Consider the following 19,162-nt stretch of genomic DNA (forward strand, 5'->3'; position numbering starts at 1 on the left):
GAAACTAGGAGCCTGCGTCAGCCAGGGTTCCGCCTGCTATGGGGGAACCTCCAGCCTGAGAAACGGGCTTCCGGCTCGCTTTGAAGCCTGACAAAACCAGTCAGTCTCCAAAGTCGCCCCACGCTGTAGGCTGAGACAAGACCTCAGCCAACACCGTCGACACAGCTGGGGTCATCTCTGTCTGCTTCCGGTGGGTTGGCGATTATCAGCAACGCTGTGTTAGAGACTAGACGCTAGCTCAACTGTCACCTGGGGCTAAGCCGATTGTTATTGGTACGCACTCTTGTAGCCGAGAGTTCGCCAAATATGGGTTCAGCCGTGGGAGTTTACTTAGCGGTGCGATTCTCACCGCTTAGAAAATTGGCGTCTTTGAGACGCGACCTTCGGCTCAAAGCGAGGCCGAGACCGCTTTTCAGGCTCGGTCCGGTCCGCCCACCGCGTTCCAACCCATAGTTGGCGGACGGTAGGCGGCCAGTCCACACTAGGATGCTATAAACGACTAATTTTTTGCCATCAGTTGCGCTGATAGCTATCTTTCAACCTTCAGTTCAGATAGCTAAAGCAAAAGGAGCGTCGGGACAAAGTTGTCAGACGCTCCTTTTTAATTCAATAAGTCAGGGATTAAACGCTTTGGACCGCGTCGACCACTGGCACGTCGCCATTGACCAGTTCAATGATCTTGCCAGGGAGAGGATGCTGCACGACGGCCACGACCGTTGCGGCCACGTCCGCCCGTGTGATAGCACTGGTGTCGCTGTTGGCTGGGTCCAAGGTAATCTTACCAGTGGGGTCATCGTTGGTCAGCATGCCGGGGCGTAAGATGGTGTAGGCCAAGTTCGTCCGGTGGCGTAACCATTGATCGGCATAGTATTTGGCTACGTAATAAGGCCGAATGCCGGATTTTTCCCAGAAGGACCGGTCGTCGGTCCCCAGGGCACTGACCATGATAAAGCGCTTGATGCCAGCCTTTTCGGTAGCCAGCATCGCCTTAATAGCGCCATCCAAGTCGATGTTTAAGGTCATGTCATCACCAGTACTGCCGCCAGAACCAGCGGAGAAGATGACCGTATCGATGCCATTCATGGCGGGAACCATGGCGTCAGCGGTGCCCATCAAATCAAACATCCGCGGCTGGCCACCGAGGCTCTTGATCGTATCGGCCTGTTGGGCGTTGCGAATCCCACCATAGACGGTTTCACCAGTAGCGGCAAGTTGTTTGACGATGTGTTGACCGACGTGGCCATGCGCACCAATAATTAAAGTTGTCATGAAATTCCTCCTAGTTTTGCGATTGACTTAACTAAAGTCTACTTTAACGGTTTCACCCGTAAATTTCAGCTAAAACGACTTCTGAGTCACGCGTAAACGCTTTAGCGAAGGGTCAGTTGGGCGGTAGCGAAAAAGGCGGACGACTAATCTCAGTTCCAGGAGGCAAATTGGTGGCAGAAAATGGTGATTCTCGGTATAATTTTTAGTAATTAGCAGCGGCAGTTTGTCAGGTGGAAAACCGTTTAAACATTGACGTAACGGCGATTGAATTGTGTGTGATTAATTGTGAAAAAGATTACGATTGTTTCAAGCTGGTTTTTCACCTGATAAGCCGTATAATAGAGATAAATCATCCCTGACAGTTAGAACACCCACTGATTTCCAAATGGGGGGAGTAGTGGTCACTGGTTAAAATGTAACCGTTTTAACCATCGGAAATGTTAACGACTGGCTGCGTTCGGGGAGAACTTCTAAAACAGAAAAGGGGTCGTTTCATTATGGCAACGATTTTAGTTCTAGGTGGCGGGTACGCCGGTATGCGGGCCATCAAGTTCTTACAACGCGAGGTTCCTAGCGAAGATCAGATTGTGCTGGTCGATAAGACGGGGACGCACACGGAAAAAACCAACTTACATGAGGTTGCGGCGGGGACCATCGCGCCGGAACGGATTACTTATGAGATCAACGATGTGATCGGTAGTCGGGTCAACTTTATCCGCGACACGGTCACCAACGTTGACGTCGACCAAAAGCAGGTCACGTTGGAAAATCATGCGCCATTGACCTATGACTATCTGGTCTTGGCACTGGGCTTCCAGTCCGAAACGTTCGGGCTGAAGGGGGCGGCTGAAAACGCCTTACCAATGGATGACTTGGCCACGTCCGAAGCCGTTTATCGCCATATCGAAGACAAAGCTAAGAATTACGCGCAAACGCAAGACGAAAACGACTTGACGATTGCCGTTTGTGGCGCCGGCTTTACGGGAATCGAATTGCTGGGTGAACTCAGTCAATCCTTGCCAAAGCTGCAGACACGCTACAACACACCGGCCTTCAAGGTCGTTTGCTTAGAAATGGGCAAGAGCATCCTGCCAATGTTCGACAAGTCACTGGCTGACTACGCCTTAGCCTTCATGTCCAAACATCACATTGAAATGAAGCTGGGGGCAGCGATTACTGAAATCAAGCCGGGCGCGGTCGTTTACCAAGATAAGAACAGCGATGACGAAGCGGAACACGAAGTCAAAGCTAACACGATCGTTTGGACCGTGGGGGTCAGCGGCTCACAAGTCATTGCGGACTCTGGCTTTGAACAACGGCGGAACCGGGTCGTCGTCAAGGATGACTTGAGTTTGGAAGGTCACCCTGAGGTCTACATCGTGGGGGATGTCTCCGCGGTCATGGATCCCGACAGCGGCCGGCCGTACCCCACGACAGCGCAAATCGCGTTGGCTTGTGGCTCACATGCCGCTAAGAACATTGGCTTGGCCTTACGTGGTCACGAGACGCGGCCGTTCGTCTACAAGTCCAGTGGGACCGTGGCTTCCTTGAGTGACCGCGACGGTATTGGCGAAATCTTCAGTAGTAAGAAGAAGATTCATGGCTACGTGGCCTCGGCCATGAAGAAGATTATCACCGACCGTTCCTTAATGGAAAGTGCCCATTTGAGTACCACGTTGGCCAAGGGTCGGTTTGATTTATACCACTAAAATTCAGCTAAATAAATCAGCGAGTGGGCAAATTAGCCCGCTCGCTTTTTTAATGGTAAAATAAGACAAAAAGGTGGAATCGCCATGCTACAAAAGCAGCTCAACACGCCGTTGGGGCCGATGACAGCCCTGTCAGACGGCTTGTCATTAAACGGTCTGTGGTTTGTGGATCAGAAATATTACGGGAGTACGTTGCCCAAGCTGACCTTGCTGGGGCAACGACCAATTTTTACCAAAGTGCAGGCGTGGCTGGACGCCTACTTCGCTGGTGAAGATCCGACCGTTGATTTTCCGGTCCAACCCGCGGGCACGCCCTTTCGACAGGCGGTGTGGACGCAGCTACGGCAGATTCCTTATGGTGAGGTGACGACGTACGGGACGCTGGCTACGGTGGTCGGTGACCAACTGGGGCACTTGGTTGGGGCCCAGGCGATTGGTGGGGCGGTCGGCCATAATCCGATCAGCCTTGTGATTCCGTGTCATCGGGTGGTTGCCGGTGATGGGAATTTGACCGGCTACGCTGGCGGCTTGGCGCGTAAACAAGCGCTTTTGCGGCTAGAGGGTCAGCTAAAAACGAACGAAGATCACGTTAATTTCCCAGGAACCCCCTGAATTTCCAAAAAATAGCGTGCGATTTACTCGTTGTACACAAAACTATCGCACAATCAGTCCGGAGATATGCTATAATCAATCCTGTTCAATTACTTTAGAGCAAGATTATTAATGGACATAATCGGTTGATAAAATTAACGGATTTTTCACGAAAGGGGTTTCTTCTGCCGTGAGAACGCGTATAATTTTAATCAGCTTAGGACGCGAGTTCAGGTTACTAGTTTCCGGGGGGGATTGCTAGTAACGCTTGATACTTAAATATAGATAGTGTGTAAATGATTGGAGGTATCACGATGGCTGCATCAGAAACTAAGGAGCGAATTGCGGAGGCCTTGGCTTCGTTGTTGAACCACAATACGTTTGATAAGATCACGGTCCGTGAGATTGCGGACGAGGCGGAAGTCCACCGGAAAACGTTCTATTACTATTTCGCGGATAAATATGAGTTATTAGCATTTGTGTACGAGCACTTCATCGTTGAAGCGCCGCGGCACGAACAACCGATGACTTTGACCTTAGAGAACTGGCGACCAGCAGTGATTCAACTGTTGGAACGCATCGCTGACCATTCGAAGATTTTCTTAAATGCTTACCCGTATGATGACGGGGTTTGGCGTCAATCGATGAATGAATTTGTGGCATCACGATTGTCAATTTTGCTTCACGCAATGCCCGAGTACCGGTACTTAAAAGAAGATGTCATTGATACGTCCGCAGAGTTCATTGCTGCCGGGGCGTTAGGCATCATCAATAAATGGGCTGGCGACAACTTCACGGCGAATCCGCGGACTGTCTTAGACCAAATTACGACGGCTAACCGGCTGTTCAACGGGATTTTGGATCGTTGGAAGTTGAGTTAGGCATCTCATAATTGTATGCAGCATTTGTGGGGGACCTGGAAAATTTTCCGGGTCTTTTTTGGTGCCAGTCAACTTGTCAAATTTGCCGGTTGGTTAAGGGCCAAGATTACCGCTGATTTGGTAGACCAATTTTGTAAAATGCAACCGGTTGAAAGTGGATAAGCTGGGCAAATTCACAAACAATTTGCTGGAAAACTCACAAACAAAAGGCTGGTATTGCAGTGATGACACGGGTATAGTAGTTCTCGTAAGGGGTTACATTGTGAATGACGGAGAACCCCATAAGGAGGAAATAAGATGGCCTACCAAACTACCAATCCCTATACCAATGAAGTTGTTAAAACTTATGAAAACGCGACACCAGAATACGTTGAAGAAAGCCTCGCCAAGGCCCAAAAACTGTACAAGCAATGGCGCAACGACCCGGTCTTTACTCGGACGCCGGTATTACACAAGCTGGCGCAAATTTTCCGTGATGAAACGGATAGCCTGGCTAAGGTCTTGACGACTGAAATGGGTAAACTCTACATCGAAGCAAAGGGTGAAGTGATTCTGTGTGCGATGATTGCCGACTACTATGCCGACCACGCCGCAGAACTCTTGACACCACGGAAGATTGACACGATTGCCGGGGAAGCACAGCTGGAAAATCACCCACTGGGCGTCCTGCTGGCCGTAGAACCGTGGAATTTCCCTTACTACCAAATGATGCGGATCTTCGCCCCTAACTTTGCTGTGGGTGACCCAATCGTTTACAAGCACGCGGCCATCACCCCGGCTTCAGCGTTGGCCTTTGAAGACGCTGTTCGCCGTGCTGGGGCCCCAGACGGTGCGTTGACGAACCTTTTCCTGTCCTATGACCAAGTGTCTGACGTGGTCGCTGACAAGCGGATTCAAGGGGTTGCACTGACGGGTTCCGAACGTGGGGGTACCGCGGTCGCTGAAGTGGCCGGTAAGTATTTGAAGAAGAATACCATGGAACTCGGTGGGGTCGATGCCTTTATCGTGGCGCATGACGCGAATATGGCCGACGTGAAGGCCATCGCACCACGGGCGCGGTTGTACAATGCGGGCCAAGTCTGCACGTCATCCAAGCGTTTCATCGTGACGGCTAACCACTACGATGAATTCCTGGAATCCTTGAAAGCCGCCTTCTCCGCAGTTAAAATGGGTGACCCGATGGACCCAGAAACGACGCTGGCACCAATGAACTCCAAGAAAGCCAAGGATAAGTTGCAAGCACAAGTCAATGAAGCCATCGCTGGCGGCGCAACGGCTTACTACGTTCACGAACCCATCGACGATGACGGTCAATTCTTCATGCCAACCATCTTGACGGACATCGACAAGAATAACCCGGCATACGGCAAGGAAATGTTTGGCCCTGTCGCGCAAGTCTACAAGGTCGCCGATGATGACGCCGCCGTAGAACTGGCCAATGACGCAGATTACGGCCTGGGCGGTATCGTCTTCGCCGGCAGTCAAGAAGCAGGGGCCGAGTTGGCTTCTCGGATTGAAACGGGAATGGTCTTCGTCAACACCTTCTTCAGCTCATTGCCAGAACTAGAATTCGGTGGGGTCAAGAAGTCCGGCTTCGGCCGTGAATTAGGCCAAACCGGGATTTCCAGCTTCGTCAACCAAGAACTGGTCGTTAAGCGCGACCACCCGAATGATGATGAGACTGGTGGATTGATTTTGCCGCATAAGTTTTAGGGAAACGGCATTGTAATCCTGATTAATTAGGCGATTTTTCACTATAAAATAAACGACGTAGCATCGAGGGGCTGGTCATCAGCCCCTTTTATAGTGCCTTCAAACTCTATCAATCACCCTTAATCATTAAGTATCGCAACATAATGTGCAAAGAAGCCATCATTAGGCAAAATTATTGTAAAAATCAAATAAGATGTGATAGTCTGAACAAGTACAAAAAGCTGAAAGGGTGATTGATGATGACAGATCGTTTAAAAGGGAAAGTCGCAATTATTACGGGCGGTGTAGCCGGAATTGGCTTAGGTATCGCGAATTGCTACGTCCGTGAAGGGGCCAAGGTCGTGCTAACGGCCAACCACAACGTTGATGGGGGCCATGCCGCTGTCGCCAAATTTGGTGAAGATGTGAGCCTATTCGTGCAACAGGATGTGGCGCAGGAAGCCGACTGGCAAAAGGTGATCGATGCCACGGTGGCCAAGTTTGGTCGCGTCGACATTCTGGTCAACAATGCCGGTATCGGTGGCGTGAATGGTGCCATCGAGGACCTTTCTTTGGCTGACTGGCAGAAGGTCATTGACGTTAATTTGACGGCGAACTTCTTAGGCGAAAAGGCGGCCATTCATGCCATGAAAGACACCGCCGACGCCAAGGGTTCCATCATCAACGTGTCTTCCGTTGCTGGGTTGGTAGGCCTGCCATTTGCCCCCGCTTACTCCGCTAGCAAGGGTGGCACACGCCTGTTGACGCACGCGACGGCCCTGAACCTGGCCCAACGGAAGATTGACATTCGAGTCAACTCCGTCCATCCTGGCTGGATCGACACCGCCATCGTTCCTGAAGCGGCGCGCAAACAAATCATTGCCGGCATCCCCGTCGGCCACATGGGCGAACCCGAAGATATCGGTGAAGTCTGCGTTTACTTGGGCAATGACGAGTCCAAATTTGCCAACGGCGCCGAATTCACAGTCGACGGTGGCCAACGCGCTTAGCATTTTTAGTTGAAAATAAAGACGTAAAAGAGGTCTGTGACCGTTGCTGTCACAGACCTCTTTGTCATGTCGTTGTTAGTGTTCAGTCGCCAATTTTGAATAGACCGCCGCGTCGGTAAAGCCCGTGGCAGTGGGGATGTGCTGACGCAAGACGCCGTCCAAATGATAGTGGTTACGCTCGGCGACCTGGCGGCTGGGGTGATTGCCGGTGGCCGCGAGGATTTCTAATTTGACCAGATTAAGTTGGTCAAAACCGACCGCTTCCACTTGGGCCAAACTGTCGCTAACAATCCCGCGCCCACGGAAATCACGACCGAGCCAATAGCCCACGTCGGCGTGACGGTCCTGCAAGTTGTGCAGGTCAATCATGCCAGCGGGGTGTTGATCGACCCAGATGACGGCCAACCAGAGCTGTTTATCGGCGATGCGTCCCTGGCAATAGCGCAGAAAGATGCGCTCGTCTGCCACTGAATTCGTCGTTGCCGCCCAGGGTAGCCAGCGAGCGAGGGTGGCTTGGTCTTGTTGAATCAGGGCAAATAGGGCGGGGGCGTCCGCCACGTTGGGCGAGCGCAGTTCAATTTTTGCTTGAGTCATTGGCACACCTCCTGAACCTTTGCTCTCGTTATACACGCTGCTAGGCGGAAAGTCAACGCTACCTGATAAAGGGCGGGGCACGCGCGTTGTGGCTAATCTGGCGTTGGGACGACAGGTGTATTCTGACAATAAAAAAACGGCCGGGAACGCGTCCCAGCCGTTGCGAAGCGAGCTACTTGACGATGCCCACCGTATTTAAAATCAGGTAAATGTTTAAAATAATCAGGATGACCGCGATGATCCAGCCGAGAATCTTACTCCAAGTCCGGTTGGCGAATTCGCCCATCAGCTTCTTACTACTGGTGAAGATGACCAGTGGAATCATGGCAAATGGTAACGCGATACTCAAGAAGACTTGGGAGAACGTCAGTAAGTTTTCAATCTTGGCTTCATTACCGTGGTAAATGATGGCAAAGATGATGACTGGCGTCACGGAGAGTAACCGGGTAATCAGCCGTTGTGCCCAGAGTGGCATCTTCAGGTTGATGAACCCTTCCATGATGATCTGCCCAGCCAGCGTCCCGGTGATGGTTGAACTTTGCCCGGATGATAAGAGGGCTAAGGCAAACAGCATACTCAGGATTGGACTGGCAATGGCACCGACGATTTGGCTATCGCTCAAAGCGTTGAACAAGTCCACGAAGCGCCCCAGGTCACTGTTGGTACCGAAGAACAAAGCGGCACCCAAGATCAGCAACAGACTGTTGACGACGAAGGCCAAGGTCAATTGAATGTTGGAATCGATCGTGGTGAACTTAATGGCTTGGGCCACACTCTTGCGGTCCTTGCGGTCAAAGCTCCGCGTCTGCGAAATTGATGACCCCAGGTACAAGTCATGGGGCATCACGGTCGCCCCGACGATCCCTAAGGAAAGATAGAGCATCCCGTTGTTGGTAACGACCTTGCTAGAAGGCAAGTAGCCGGCCAACACTTCGTTCATGTGCGGTTGCGCCAAGATGACTTCGTACAAGAAGACGAAGAGGATAACGGCCACTAAGGTCGCCACGATGGCTTCGATCTTTCTGAAACCTAATTTCATCAAGACCAACAGGACCAAGACGTCCAAGGCGGTGATGATGATCCCGACAATCAGTGGGAAGCCGAATAACAGCTTCAAGGCGATGGCCGACCCAATGATTTCGGCGATATCGGTCGCCATAATGGCTAATTCAGTGATGATCCACAGGACAAACCCGGTTCGTCGCCCAGTATGTTCCCGGGTCAACTGGGCCAAGTCTTTACCAGTCACGATCCCGAGTCGGGCCGACATGGCTTGCAGCAACATGGCCACCAAACTAGACAGTAAGACCACGGTCAGCAGCGTGTACTTGTACTGCGCCCCACCGGCGATCGACGTGATCCAGTTCCCGGGGTCCATGTACCCCACGGCGATTAACGCCCCGGGGCCGGTATAGGCCATCAACGTTCGCCAGAAGCCCGCGTTTTGCGGGACTTCCACCGTTCCGTTGACTTCGTCCAGGCTCTTTTGGTTACTCCCGGTTGACTCGATCATATGGTGCTTCTTCTCGTTGGTTTCATGATTCTTCATAAAATCCCTCTTTTCTATTGGCTTAGAAATTCAGGTAGTCGATTGACTTTCTGCTTTTCCTGGTAAACGCGATTCAGCGTCAGCGTGGCGAAAATGGTGCGAATAATGGCAAAATTTACGAAACTAACGTTAATGACGCGCTTTAATTCCACCCGTAAGTATAGGCTATTTAGCCGTAAAGTCAACCGTGCTAGAGATAATTTTTGGTGGGCCAAAAAAGTTTTTATATCCGAGTGATTAACTTTTTTAAATCGCAAACCGGTGGGCCGATAACGACAGCAATTATTTTGGTGCCGTTTCCATGCGGTCTCTAGCGACTCGTGTGAAGTTTGCACAAATTTTGTAGGCACCGGTTGGCCGGCAGAAACTAGTGGACCGGTCTAATTATAGGATTAGGTGTCGCTTAATTTATGGGTAAAAAACTTTTTTCATTGAAATGGTGTGGACCCTAGCAGATTGTTTCTGTAACCAGGTGAAAAAGCAAATAATGCGATTGGTTTCGGCACGTTTGGAACTAATTTCAGATGACCTAGTTTTCAAAACTAGATGATTGCGATATAATAGCAGTTATTATCGAAACGTGAAACTAGCAGAAATGAGGGTAACTCTTATGCAACCAGAAAAAATCGCCATTTTAGTGGATTCATGTTCAGACGTCCCGGCAGAAATTCTGAAGGCTGCCGACATGGCGCTGATGCCGATGAACGTGATTTTCCGTGACCGGGTCTACGAAGACCGGTTAACCATCACGCCAGCCGAATTTTACCGGCGGCAGGCCACCGAGCCAGCGACGACCGCCAGTCCCACGGGGAAAATGATCGTGGATGCCCTCGACCGGATTCAGGCGTCGGGCTACACCCACGTGATTGCCGTTTGCATTTCCGCTGCGCTATCGGGGACCTTTCAGGAGACACAGTTATTGGCGGCTGATTCGCCGCTGACGGTCCATGTCATTAATACCCGTAGTGTCGGTATCGGCAGTGGCTTTGCGGCCATTTACGCGGCCCAATTACGCGATGCCGGCCACAGCTTTGATGAAATCGTCCAGGAAGTGGAACGCGTGACGGCCCAGACCAAGGTTTTCTTCTACGTGCCCAGTCTGAAATACTTGCAAGCGGGCGGCCGTATCGGTAAGGTGGCCGGCATGGCAGGGACCCTGTTGAACGTTAAGCCGATTATTTCCTGTGATGACGAGGGGGTCTACTATCCTATTGCCAAGGTGCGCGGGGAAAAACGCACGATTACCAAATTGTTGTCGCTGATCGATGCGGCTGTGGGTGACGCCAAGCGGGTGAACATTGCCGTTTGTGATGGGGTCAATCCGGCGTTGCGGCAAAGCGTGCTGGCCCAACTCCAGGCCAAGTATCCGCAGGTTGAGCAGTGGTATTCGGGTGACGTGTCGCCCGCGCTGGGGGTGCACACGGGTCCCGGCCTCATCGGTGTCGGCGTCCAAGTCTTGGACTAACTTAAAGATGACTGCGTAACGCAACGGTTGATGAGAGCTGTCGCCTACCGTTCGCCAAATATGGGCTGGAACGCGGTGGGCGGACGGGTCGAGCCAAAGCCCGGTCTCGACACCTCGCTTTGAGCCGCAACCCACGTCTCAAAGACGCCAGTTGCCTAACCGGTCCAACCCACCGCTAAGGCAACTCCCACGGCTGAGCCCATATTTGGCGAAGTCTCGGCTGTGGTGGGTTGGTCCAGAAACACTGGTTAAGTTAGACCAATTCATCGGTCCGATTGCTGTTGACCAAGTCGGTGACTGGTGAAGGGGCACTAGCTTCTGCCAAGCAACGGGCAGACGGCTTGAAAAGTTGGCGAGTCCTGCCAGAGCTTCAAAGGAATCGGCGTACCTGCCAGGTTCAAGCAGAATGTAATCTGAAGATAAAAAAAGCCACGATAAAGGTCGTGGCTTGAGGGGGGATACGAGCAGGCTTAGATACTTTGGGGGAGTGCTAATTACTGCTCGTAAAGAGTATTAAGATTTGGTACGACTTCGTTAGTAACTCTCGTTGTTACTAACTTGATTGTAGTGTAACGCCAATGGCAATTAGGTGCAATTGATTGGTTTCATAAATTTATTAATAACGACGTTGGCTGTCAATCGTTGGTAAATTGAATAGTGGTTTCCACCTGATAAGGCCATTTTTCTGCGTGGTCGGGTGAATGCTAAAAGTGACAGTAAGCCCTTGGTGACGGGGATACTGTCGCTTTTTATTGAGTTGGGTCTAATCAAAATTTTAGAAATTACTGACAAACTTATTTTTGGCCGTATAATAGGAATAGTCAATTGAGTAGCGTTAGTCACTGGCGACACTTTGCCTGAAATGCGGCTAGTTATCCGACGAAAACAGATTTATTCGAAACCGTTTACTTAAAGGAAAAATCATCAGCTAAGTGAATTTGGTGGTTAATGTGAATTTTTATAAAAAATGTGATAACCGAGACCCGTTAACCGTTCACAGTACTATAAAGGACTTTGCCAGTGGTGGCAAGGGTTGCGGGCACTGAGAAAAATAAGGGAGGCAATGGCGTGAGCAGCATAACGATGATCTGGGATGTCATTTGGCATCCCCTCACAGTGCTGGTGCCGCTGACCAATCAGTTGGGGACCGGAATCTATCCAGTACTGTTCTTTTTGATTTTTTTGGAATCGGGAATGCTGATTTTCTCATTCATTCCCGGTCAATCCCTCTTATTCATGGTGGGGTCGATTGCGGCCAATCCGCATTCCGAGCTAAATATTTGGTGGCTGGTGTTGATGTTTACGCTGGCCGCGACGGCGGGGTCGGCGGTCAAGTATTTCACGACGCGCAAGTGGGGCGACCTGCAAGATAAGTTGATCGACCGGTTGCCCGCGGAAAAGGTCGCCCAGGCGACGGCAGTCTTCACCCGCAACCAGGACCAGACGCTGTTGATTGGGCGCTTCATCCCGTTTGTGGGGTTGTTCGTGCCCATCATTGCGGGGACCACGGACATGAATTGGCGGCAATTTCGCCTGTTCAATCTCTTGGGCAGCTTCATCTGGGTCGTGAGTTGTTCGGCGGTGGGCTATTTCTTTGGGAACACGCCGTTCATCCAGCAGAACTTCACGTGGCTGTTCATCGGCCTGCTAGCGGTGCCATTTCTGGCACGCCAGGGCTGGCAGTATTACCGGCAGACGCGCTCGACGACTAGCCGAAATTAGACCAAAAGAAAGGACCCTAGACAACATGCGGATTGTCTAGGGCCACTATTTAGGAATCTGTTAATAAATCACTTGTTTTGGGGGGAGTGCATCTATAGACAGTGATTCCTATCATCTATCACAGTGCTTAAGGTCAGAACGTATCACGAACCAACTACCCGTATCATAGTGATTTTAAAGTGAGTTAGCAAGCTAATTGTAACTTATCCTGAGGAATGGCTAAAAACAGGCGTGCACGAGTGATTGGCTCAATTAGCGGGTGATTAGTGAAAGCTGAACAGACCGGCCTTTCAGTCATACCTGGGGCGTCCCTTATCGACGACATGCCATGTGTGGGGTGGATTTACCAGCGGAGTATACGGGTTACGGTATAGACGTTCGCAAAGAAAGTTAACAAACTTTGTGTGACAGGACCAGTTGGGCAGGAATCAGTGGTCGTTATTTTAACGCTTTCTCGTTTATAAAATTGCTTATGGAAGAATAACAATTTTACAAATATAAAGAGTGCACAATGCACATTCACTCACCATTTTCCTATAAGTGTGAGGTTTTTGCCGGAAACAACGGGTTTTTCGAGACGAAGTCATTTATCTTTCGCTAACTTTCAAGTAGACTAGCTTTAGAATTGTTTTTCATGTAGGAGGGTAAACATGAAAGTCATCATTGTTGGTAGTACACACGCTGGAACCAATGCAGCGCTACAAATTTTGCGTGATCATCCAGAAACAGATGTGACCATTTACGAACGACACACGAACGTTTCTTTCTTATCTTGTGGGATTTCTTTGTTCCTTGATGGGCAAGTCAAGCATCTTGAGGACATGTTCTATTCTTCACCTGAACAACTTGCGGAAGCCGGCGCCAAGGTTTTGACCCGGCACAACGTGATTAAGATCGACTCCGAAAATAAGTCGGTCGAAGTCGTTGATATGGAGTCTGGGGACGTTTCAACGGACACTTATGACAAGCTGATCATGGCAACGGGGTCTACCGTGACGGTACCACCAATCTTTGGTATCGATGAAGATAAGGTCATGTTATGTAAGAACTATGAGCAAGCGGTCGCCATTGATAAGGCCGCTGCCGGTAACAAACGCATCGCAATCGTCGGGGCCGGGTACATTGGGACGGAATTAGCTGAAAGTTATGCACGGACTGGCCATGAGGTTCAGCTGATGCAGTCTCGCGATATCATTTTGAACCACTACGTCGACAAGGGTATGTCCGATCACATCGTCAACCTGTTGGAAGACCATGGGGTCAAGGTCCTGTTGAACCGGCGTGTCACGTCCTTTACGGGAAATGACAACGGCGAACTGGTCATCGAAACCACGAACGGTGATTTCACGGCTGACTTAGCGGTGGTCTGCACCGGGTTCGTGCCCAACACGGAACTGTTGCGTGGCCAAGTCGACATGGATCGGCACGGCGCCATCATCATCAACGACTACGTGCAAACGTCTAATCCAGACATCTTTGCCTGCGGGGATGCCAGTGTGGTTAACTTCAACCCAACTGGCAAGCCAGCCTACACGCCATTGGCGACCAATGCGGTACGTCAAGGGATGCTGGCCGGCATCAACGTTTTCGGCAATATTCAAAAATACATGGGCACCCAAGCCACTTCTGCCATGCAAATCTTTGGCCGGACCTTGGCTTCAACTGGGCTGACCATCGATCATGCGGTCAATGCTGGCTTCGATGCTGACATGGTTACCTTTGAAGGGACCTGGCGGCCAGGGTACATGCCATCTACGGATGATTTGACCATCAACTTGGTCTACAACCGGGAAAACCGGCGTATTCTGGGGGCTCAGCTCTTCAGTAAGCATGAAGTTGCCCAATCGGCCAACGCTATCTCCATTGCGATTCAAAACCGCAACACGATTGATGATTTGGCCTTCGTGGACATGCTGTTCAACCCGAACTTTGACGACCCATTCAACTACTTGAACTTGGTCGCCCAACAGGCCGTGGAAAAGGAAACTAAGCGCGGCAACAACAAGCCACGGTTGACGGCCGGTGTGGACGCTGATCCCGAATTTACGGATAGCAAAAAATAAACTTTAGAGTAGGAAAGACGCCTTGCCGATTGGGAGGGCGCCTTTTTGTTTGGAGTGATAGGCCAGAATTGGGCCGGCGAGGATCACCCCCACACCTGTGGGGAACACACAAGAAGAGTAGCACCAGAGTTCGATTTACCGGGATCACCCCCCACACCTGTGGGGAACACCCTAAACAAATCCCGTCACACCTGCATTATATTTTTCACAAATCCAGTATTTTGTTTAACTTGCTAAAGCCATCATACAGGGTTCAGCGGATTTGTACAACCAAGAAATTGCGTCTAATTTGCCAAGAATTCCATGAGAAACTGGCTCGTATTTGAGCGGATAACGGCAAGCGTAAGCATTTTCCTTGGCAACTTCATACCCCTTGGGGTATACTACAATCATTGATTAAATTTGAGGAGGAAATTTTCGCATGCAAGCAATTACGAGCAAGGACTTTGAACATATTGGGGACGACACGGCGGTCACGGTCGTTGATTTTTGGGCGACCTGGTGTGGTCCATGTAAGATGCAAACGCCCGTCTTGGAAAAGCTGGACGAAGAGTATGGTGATCGGGTGAAATTTGCTTCCCTCGATGTTGACCAAAATCAAGAACTGGCGCAATCCCTGGGCATCATGAGCATCCCCTCACTGGTAGTCTTTAAGAATGGGATGCCGACGGAAAAGGTCGTTGGCTTTCACCCCAAGGCGGCCCTCAAGAAGTACATCGATGAAAAGCTGACTGAGGTGAGCGCTTAGTGGTACAGACGACAGCGACTCAGCTAAAGAATCGCTTGCGCCGCGCCGATGGCCAACTACAAGGCATCTTGAAGATGGTGGAAGAGGGCCGCGATTGTCAAGACGTCTTGACTCAGCTGGCGGCTGTGCGTTCCGGGGTCGACCGGATGATGGGCGTGGTCGTTGCGGAAAACGTCAAGCAGTGTGTGGCCGATGGGCAGCTGGATGACGACCAACAAGCCAAGCTACAAGCAGCGTTAGATTTAGTCGTTAAAACGCATTGATTATGCAAAAGTCGCCGAAATGGCGGCTTTTTTGGTATAATGGGAAAATACTTTTTCGGGGGAGGCTGTGACTTGGCGAACGTATTTTCAATCATGATTTTTGCTTTTATCGGTGGCAGTGGTCGATACCTGCTGGGGCAAGCGATACCCGTGACAACGGGATTTCCCTGGATGACGCTGTGCATTAATTTAGCTGGTAGCGGTGGCTTAGCTTGGCTATCACATGCCAAACGTCTCACCGCAACTTGGCCCACTGCCCTGACCGTGGGGCTAGGGGTCGGTGGTTGTGGCGCTTTTACGACCTTTTCGACGTTTGGCGTGGAGACCGTGCGGCTAGTGGTTGCCCATCAGTGGGGTATTGCCGCGACTTACGTGGTGGTGACCTTGCTCGGCGGCGTGCTTTGTAGCGCAGTCGGCGTGGGTATCGCTCGGCGGTGGGGAACCTTCCGTCTGGAGGAACAGTGATGGCGGGGCTGGCCGGCCTGGGTGCCGCGCTGGGCGCATTAGGCCGGTACGGAACCACCCGCTGGCTCCAAAAGGTTTCTGGCAATTGGCCCGTGGCCACGCTGCTCATCAACTGGGTGGGGTGCGCGCTGCTGGGCCTGCTAACGGGCTGGCAAATTGCCCATCTCTGGTTGGTCTTGCTGGGGACCGGTGTTTTAGGCGGCTTCACGACCTACTCGACCTTTAGTCATGAGGTCGTCATGTTGCTGGACCAACGCCGTTTCGCTGCCGCTGCCGGGTACCTCAGCTTGTGTATTGGCGGCGGTCTCTTGCTGGCGGCCGGTGGCTTGTGGCTGGGATGGCAGCTGACTTAGTCGTAAAACTAGTGGCATTTCGCCACCAACTTCCTTATCATAGGATAGGAAAGTTAACCTTGAGAGGAGTGGCCAAATTGGCGAACCGCTTAACGATTGCGGAACAGAATCAAGAATTACGCGAACAATTATCGCCGGAAAATCAAGCGTACTGGGACGAACTCGTCACCGCACTGCAGCAACAGCCCCGCTTTGCGGATGAGGGCAAACGCCAACGTTACTTGCGTGAGCAGTTGCCGCAACTCTTAGTCGCCCAATCGAATGGTCAAACGGCGGCAGAATTTTACGGTGCCGACCCCCAGACAGCGGCCGCTAAAATGGGCAGTACTGCGCGGAAACGACCGACGTGGTGGACCTGGGATCTGCTGGTTCCCGTCCTGATTTTCGTGCTGGGAGTGATCTTACCCGCCGCCATTTTACCGGCCGTGCCACTACAGGGGCTGTTGATTGCGATTCAGTTTGGGCTATTTATCATTGCCATGGCGCTGGGCATCTGGTTGTCGCAACGGGTAGCGCCGCAGGGCCAGGTGATTGGCTGGTTAGTCATTGTCGTTGGCCTGGTGTTGGCCATGTGGGTGGCCGCGCGGACCGTTCCGGCGGCTGGCCTGCTTTACTTGACGCGGGTCGGTGGCAGCGTGGCGTTGCTCATCTTTGCCGTTGCCATTACCCTTTTGACTTGGTGGCATCACTGGCGTCATGCGGATTCCTGGTTCCCCGCCATCTTGGGGAGTCTGTGGATCACAACGTTGTTGGCCTTGCTGGCCCGGTTCCCGTTGACGTCAGGCCTGATGGTCACCGCCTCGGGTAATTTCTTGATTGCCGTGGGCACAGTCCTGGCCGACGCCAGCATCCTGATTATCGGCTGGCACATTTGGCAGGTGCGTCAGAATAAGAAGTAAGTGAAAAAGTCTGGACCACGTGTTGTGGCTCAGACTTTTTTGGTGGCATGCAAACGGTGAGTAGTGACATCAGAGCTTGCATCAGCCAGAAATTCTGCCTGCTCTGAGGAACACTTCCCGTCCACCACGTCCCACCCCATCGGCGGCGACTAGTTCACGTTACAAGGCGGTAAACCAGCCATCTTGCTAGAACCCGGCAGGCTCCAGCGCATCTGTTTCAAACGCATTGACCGCTGGCAACCCCAGCTCTTGTCGCAGTTGATTGGCGACCGCGGTGATTTCGCTTTGGGGGGCGATTTGGTAATCGATGCCATTAATGGTGGCTGGTTCGCCCTGTAGCGTAGCGGACTTGATGTGGCGGCTAGTGTGGCCATCTTTGGTCCGCAACCACATCAGGTCGTTAAAGGTCAAGTTGGTCTGCAAGTTGTGCGACAGCGATTTGAGGACCGTTTGGTAGCGAACCAGTGAGCTGAGACTGGCTTCCTTGAGGACCAAGGCCTTAATGATTTGGCGTTGGCGCGCTTGGCGGCCGTAGTCGCCCAGCGGATCTTGGTCGCGCATCCGCGAGTAGGCCAAAGCGCTGGCCCCGTTCAAGTGGATCTTGGTGCCCTTGGTGACGTCGGCCTGTTCGTAGTGGAAGGTGAGCAGCGGGTCGACCGTGACGCCGCCGACCGCGTTGATCATTTTTTCCAGACCGCCCATGTTCAGTAAGACGTAGTAGTGAATCGGCACGTTGACCAGGTGCGACACGGTCTTGAGCGTGGTCGTGGCGCCATACAGCGGATAAGCCGCGTTGATTTTTTCATCGTCTTGCTGGCTGCCGTAAATATCGACTAAAGTATCACGGGGGATGCTAGTCAGTGTGGCCGTCTGCTGCTTGGGATTGATGGTCGCCACGATCATGGTATCCGTGCGGCCGACCTGATGCCGCCCCAGTGCACCGGTGTCAGTCCCCAAGAGTAGGATGGCAAATGGTTTACCACTCGTGAGCGCCGTATCGCTGGGGCGTCCCGCCGCGTGGTACGTTTGTGAAAAGGTTTGTTGGGCTGCATGCCAAGCGCGCCACCCCCAGACGCCGCCGACTAGCAGCAGGCAACTCAACACCGCTAAGAACACGTGTAACCGCCGATGACGCCGGGGGGCAAATGTCCGCCGCCGTGGTGGTAATGGTGTATTTTGCATGATAGATCCCTCCCCAATTACGTGGCCCATTATAGTCAAAGTGGTTGGCTGTGATAATCAAAGCGACCGGAATCTTCAGCATTTTGGCAATTTCTTAACCAAGTGATTGGTTGGTTAAATTCATAACGGAAATTATTGGTCGAAGCGCTACCATTTGGTGTACAGTAGAAGAGTACCGAAACCTAACAATGAAAAGGGAGTTGGCAAATAATGGCAAAAGTTGAAAGCTTTACTTTGGATCATACGGCCGTTAAGGCACCTTACGTACGGCTGATTACACGGGAAACGGGCACGAAGGGTGACGTTATTTCTAACTTTGATTTACGGTTAGTTCAACCTAATGAAAACGCAATCCCAACGGCGGGTCTACATACCATCGAACACTTATTAGCAGGTTACCTGCGTGATGAAATGAGTGGGGTCATTGACTGCTCACCATTTGGCTGCCGGACAGGCTTCCACCTGATTACCTGGGGGGAACAATCCACTGAAGAAGTTGCCAAAGCATTGAAGGCTGCATTACACCGCATCGCATTTGATACGGAATGGAAAGACGTGCAAGGCACGGACAAGTACAGTTGTGGCAATTACCGCGACCACAGCCTGTTCTCCGCTAAGGAATGGAGCAAGGACATCCTGGACAAGGGCATCTCAAAGGATCCATTTACCCGCGAAGTCGTTTAGATTATCCGTTTTGGCTGACCGCT

The 19,162-nt window shown here is 51.6% G+C and carries 18 protein-coding genes; 14 read left to right on the forward strand and 4 right to left on the reverse strand.

The window, feature by feature from the left end; translation table 11 throughout:
- Positions 1–621: 621 nt before the first annotated feature.
- Positions 622–1,269 (reverse strand): SDR family oxidoreductase, encoded by a 648-nt coding sequence (locus tag EKM83_RS07630; protein WP_125576084.1) that lies wholly within the window; start codon positions 1,267–1,269, stop codon positions 622–624.
- A gap of 497 nt (positions 1,270–1,766) precedes the next feature.
- Here EKM83_RS07630 and EKM83_RS07635 point away from each other — a divergent pair, with 497 nt between their 5' ends.
- The 5 genes from EKM83_RS07635 (at position 1,767) to EKM83_RS07655 (ending at position 7,152) form a co-directional block, all read left to right on the forward strand.
- Positions 1,767–2,978: an NAD(P)/FAD-dependent oxidoreductase gene (locus EKM83_RS07635; protein ID WP_125576086.1), complete on the forward strand. Its 1,212-nt coding sequence runs from the start codon at positions 1,767–1,769 to the stop codon at positions 2,976–2,978.
- An 84-nt stretch (positions 2,979–3,062) separates the two neighbouring features.
- Complete coding sequence (locus EKM83_RS07640) at positions 3,063–3,590, forward strand: methylated-DNA--[protein]-cysteine S-methyltransferase (RefSeq protein WP_125576088.1); 528 nt, start codon at positions 3,063–3,065, stop codon at positions 3,588–3,590.
- 293 nt (positions 3,591–3,883) lie between these two features.
- Positions 3,884–4,450 carry a TetR/AcrR family transcriptional regulator gene (locus tag EKM83_RS07645; protein WP_125576090.1) on the forward strand — a complete coding sequence of 189 codons (567 nt, stop codon included), beginning with the start codon at positions 3,884–3,886 and terminating at the stop codon, positions 4,448–4,450.
- 297 nt (positions 4,451–4,747) lie between these two features.
- Positions 4,748–6,163, forward strand: a complete 1,416-nt coding sequence (locus EKM83_RS07650; RefSeq protein WP_125576092.1) for an NAD-dependent succinate-semialdehyde dehydrogenase — start codon at positions 4,748–4,750, stop codon at positions 6,161–6,163.
- 239 nt (positions 6,164–6,402) lie between these two features.
- The gene (locus EKM83_RS07655; protein ID WP_125576094.1) at positions 6,403–7,152 is read left to right on the forward strand and encodes a glucose 1-dehydrogenase; all 750 of its coding nucleotides are present in this window, start codon (positions 6,403–6,405) and stop codon (positions 7,150–7,152) included.
- 75 nt (positions 7,153–7,227) lie between these two features.
- Here the strand turns inward: EKM83_RS07655 and EKM83_RS07660 are convergent, their stop codons facing one another.
- The gene (locus EKM83_RS07660) at positions 7,228–7,746 is read right to left on the reverse strand and encodes a GNAT family N-acetyltransferase (RefSeq protein ID WP_125576096.1); all 519 of its coding nucleotides are present in this window, start codon (positions 7,744–7,746) and stop codon (positions 7,228–7,230) included.
- A 172-nt stretch (positions 7,747–7,918) separates the two neighbouring features.
- Complete coding sequence (locus tag EKM83_RS07665; RefSeq protein ID WP_125576098.1) at positions 7,919–9,295, reverse strand: Nramp family divalent metal transporter; 1,377 nt, start codon at positions 9,293–9,295, stop codon at positions 7,919–7,921.
- 610 nt (positions 9,296–9,905) lie between these two features.
- On the opposite strand from EKM83_RS07665, the gene EKM83_RS07670 reads away from it, so the two are divergent.
- From EKM83_RS07670 to EKM83_RS07705, 8 genes are all read left to right on the forward strand, one after another.
- Positions 9,906–10,760, forward strand: a complete 855-nt coding sequence (locus EKM83_RS07670; protein WP_125576100.1) for a DegV family protein — start codon at positions 9,906–9,908, stop codon at positions 10,758–10,760.
- Positions 10,761–11,828: 1,068 nt separating this feature from the next.
- Complete coding sequence (locus EKM83_RS07675; RefSeq protein WP_125576102.1) at positions 11,829–12,482, forward strand: VTT domain-containing protein; 654 nt, start codon at positions 11,829–11,831, stop codon at positions 12,480–12,482.
- A gap of 650 nt (positions 12,483–13,132) precedes the next feature.
- Entirely contained in the window at positions 13,133–14,545 is a 1,413-nt protein-coding gene (locus tag EKM83_RS07680) for an FAD-dependent oxidoreductase (protein WP_125576105.1), read from the forward strand.
- 421 nt (positions 14,546–14,966) lie between these two features.
- A complete protein-coding gene (trxA, locus tag EKM83_RS07685) occupies positions 14,967–15,293 on the forward strand; it encodes a thioredoxin (protein ID WP_125576107.1) in 327 nt (108 codons plus the stop codon).
- Positions 15,293–15,556, forward strand: a complete 264-nt coding sequence (locus EKM83_RS07690; protein ID WP_125576109.1) for a metal-sensitive transcriptional regulator — start codon at positions 15,293–15,295, stop codon at positions 15,554–15,556. The genes trxA and EKM83_RS07690 overlap by 1 nt, the downstream gene beginning before the upstream one ends.
- A gap of 72 nt (positions 15,557–15,628) precedes the next feature.
- Positions 15,629–16,021: a fluoride efflux transporter FluC gene (locus EKM83_RS07695; RefSeq protein ID WP_125576111.1), complete on the forward strand. Its 393-nt coding sequence runs from the start codon at positions 15,629–15,631 to the stop codon at positions 16,019–16,021.
- Positions 16,021–16,374 (forward strand): fluoride efflux transporter FluC, encoded by a 354-nt coding sequence (locus EKM83_RS07700; RefSeq protein WP_125576113.1) that lies wholly within the window; start codon positions 16,021–16,023, stop codon positions 16,372–16,374. The genes EKM83_RS07695 and EKM83_RS07700 overlap by 1 nt, the downstream gene beginning before the upstream one ends.
- Before the next feature lie 68 nt (positions 16,375–16,442).
- On the forward strand, positions 16,443–17,273 hold the full coding sequence (locus EKM83_RS07705) for a DUF1129 domain-containing protein (RefSeq protein ID WP_382337732.1): 831 nt from the start codon (positions 16,443–16,445) through the stop codon (positions 17,271–17,273).
- Between the two features lie 186 nt (positions 17,274–17,459).
- On the opposite strand, the gene EKM83_RS07710 is transcribed toward EKM83_RS07705, so the two are convergent.
- Complete coding sequence (locus EKM83_RS07710; protein WP_125576117.1) at positions 17,460–18,455, reverse strand: LCP family glycopolymer transferase; 996 nt, start codon at positions 18,453–18,455, stop codon at positions 17,460–17,462.
- Between the two features lie 210 nt (positions 18,456–18,665).
- Here EKM83_RS07710 and EKM83_RS07715 point away from each other — a divergent pair, with 210 nt between their 5' ends.
- Positions 18,666–19,139, forward strand: coding sequence for an S-ribosylhomocysteine lyase (locus tag EKM83_RS07715; protein ID WP_125576119.1), 474 nt, complete (start codon positions 18,666–18,668; stop codon positions 19,137–19,139).
- The last annotated feature ends 23 nt before the right edge of the window (positions 19,140–19,162 follow it).

It is taken from the genome of Levilactobacillus angrenensis (assembly GCF_003946085.1).
GTDB classification, from domain to species: Bacteria; Bacillota; Bacilli; order Lactobacillales; family Lactobacillaceae; genus Levilactobacillus; species Levilactobacillus angrenensis.

Coding starts and splice junctions, on each gene's coding strand:
- EKM83_RS07630 (WP_125576084.1), bottom strand. CDS start 1,269: ATGACAACTTTAATTATTGGTGCGCATGGCCACGTCGGTCAACACATC.
- EKM83_RS07635 (WP_125576086.1), top strand. CDS start 1,767: ATGGCAACGATTTTAGTTCTAGGTGGCGGGTACGCCGGTATGCGGGCC.
- EKM83_RS07640 (WP_125576088.1), top strand. CDS start 3,063: ATGCTACAAAAGCAGCTCAACACGCCGTTGGGGCCGATGACAGCCCTG.
- EKM83_RS07645 (WP_125576090.1), top strand. CDS start 3,884: ATGGCTGCATCAGAAACTAAGGAGCGAATTGCGGAGGCCTTGGCTTCG.
- EKM83_RS07650 (WP_125576092.1), top strand. CDS start 4,748: ATGGCCTACCAAACTACCAATCCCTATACCAATGAAGTTGTTAAAACT.
- EKM83_RS07655 (WP_125576094.1), top strand. CDS start 6,403: ATGACAGATCGTTTAAAAGGGAAAGTCGCAATTATTACGGGCGGTGTA.
- EKM83_RS07660 (WP_125576096.1), bottom strand. CDS start 7,746: ATGACTCAAGCAAAAATTGAACTGCGCTCGCCCAACGTGGCGGACGCC.
- EKM83_RS07665 (WP_125576098.1), bottom strand. CDS start 9,295: ATGAAGAATCATGAAACCAACGAGAAGAAGCACCATATGATCGAGTCA.
- EKM83_RS07670 (WP_125576100.1), top strand. CDS start 9,906: ATGCAACCAGAAAAAATCGCCATTTTAGTGGATTCATGTTCAGACGTC.
- EKM83_RS07680 (WP_125576105.1), top strand. CDS start 13,133: ATGAAAGTCATCATTGTTGGTAGTACACACGCTGGAACCAATGCAGCG.
- trxA (WP_125576107.1), top strand. CDS start 14,967: ATGCAAGCAATTACGAGCAAGGACTTTGAACATATTGGGGACGACACG.
- EKM83_RS07700 (WP_125576113.1), top strand. CDS start 16,021: ATGGCGGGGCTGGCCGGCCTGGGTGCCGCGCTGGGCGCATTAGGCCGG.
- EKM83_RS07710 (WP_125576117.1), bottom strand. CDS start 18,455: ATGCAAAATACACCATTACCACCACGGCGGCGGACATTTGCCCCCCGG.
- EKM83_RS07715 (WP_125576119.1), top strand. CDS start 18,666: ATGGCAAAAGTTGAAAGCTTTACTTTGGATCATACGGCCGTTAAGGCA.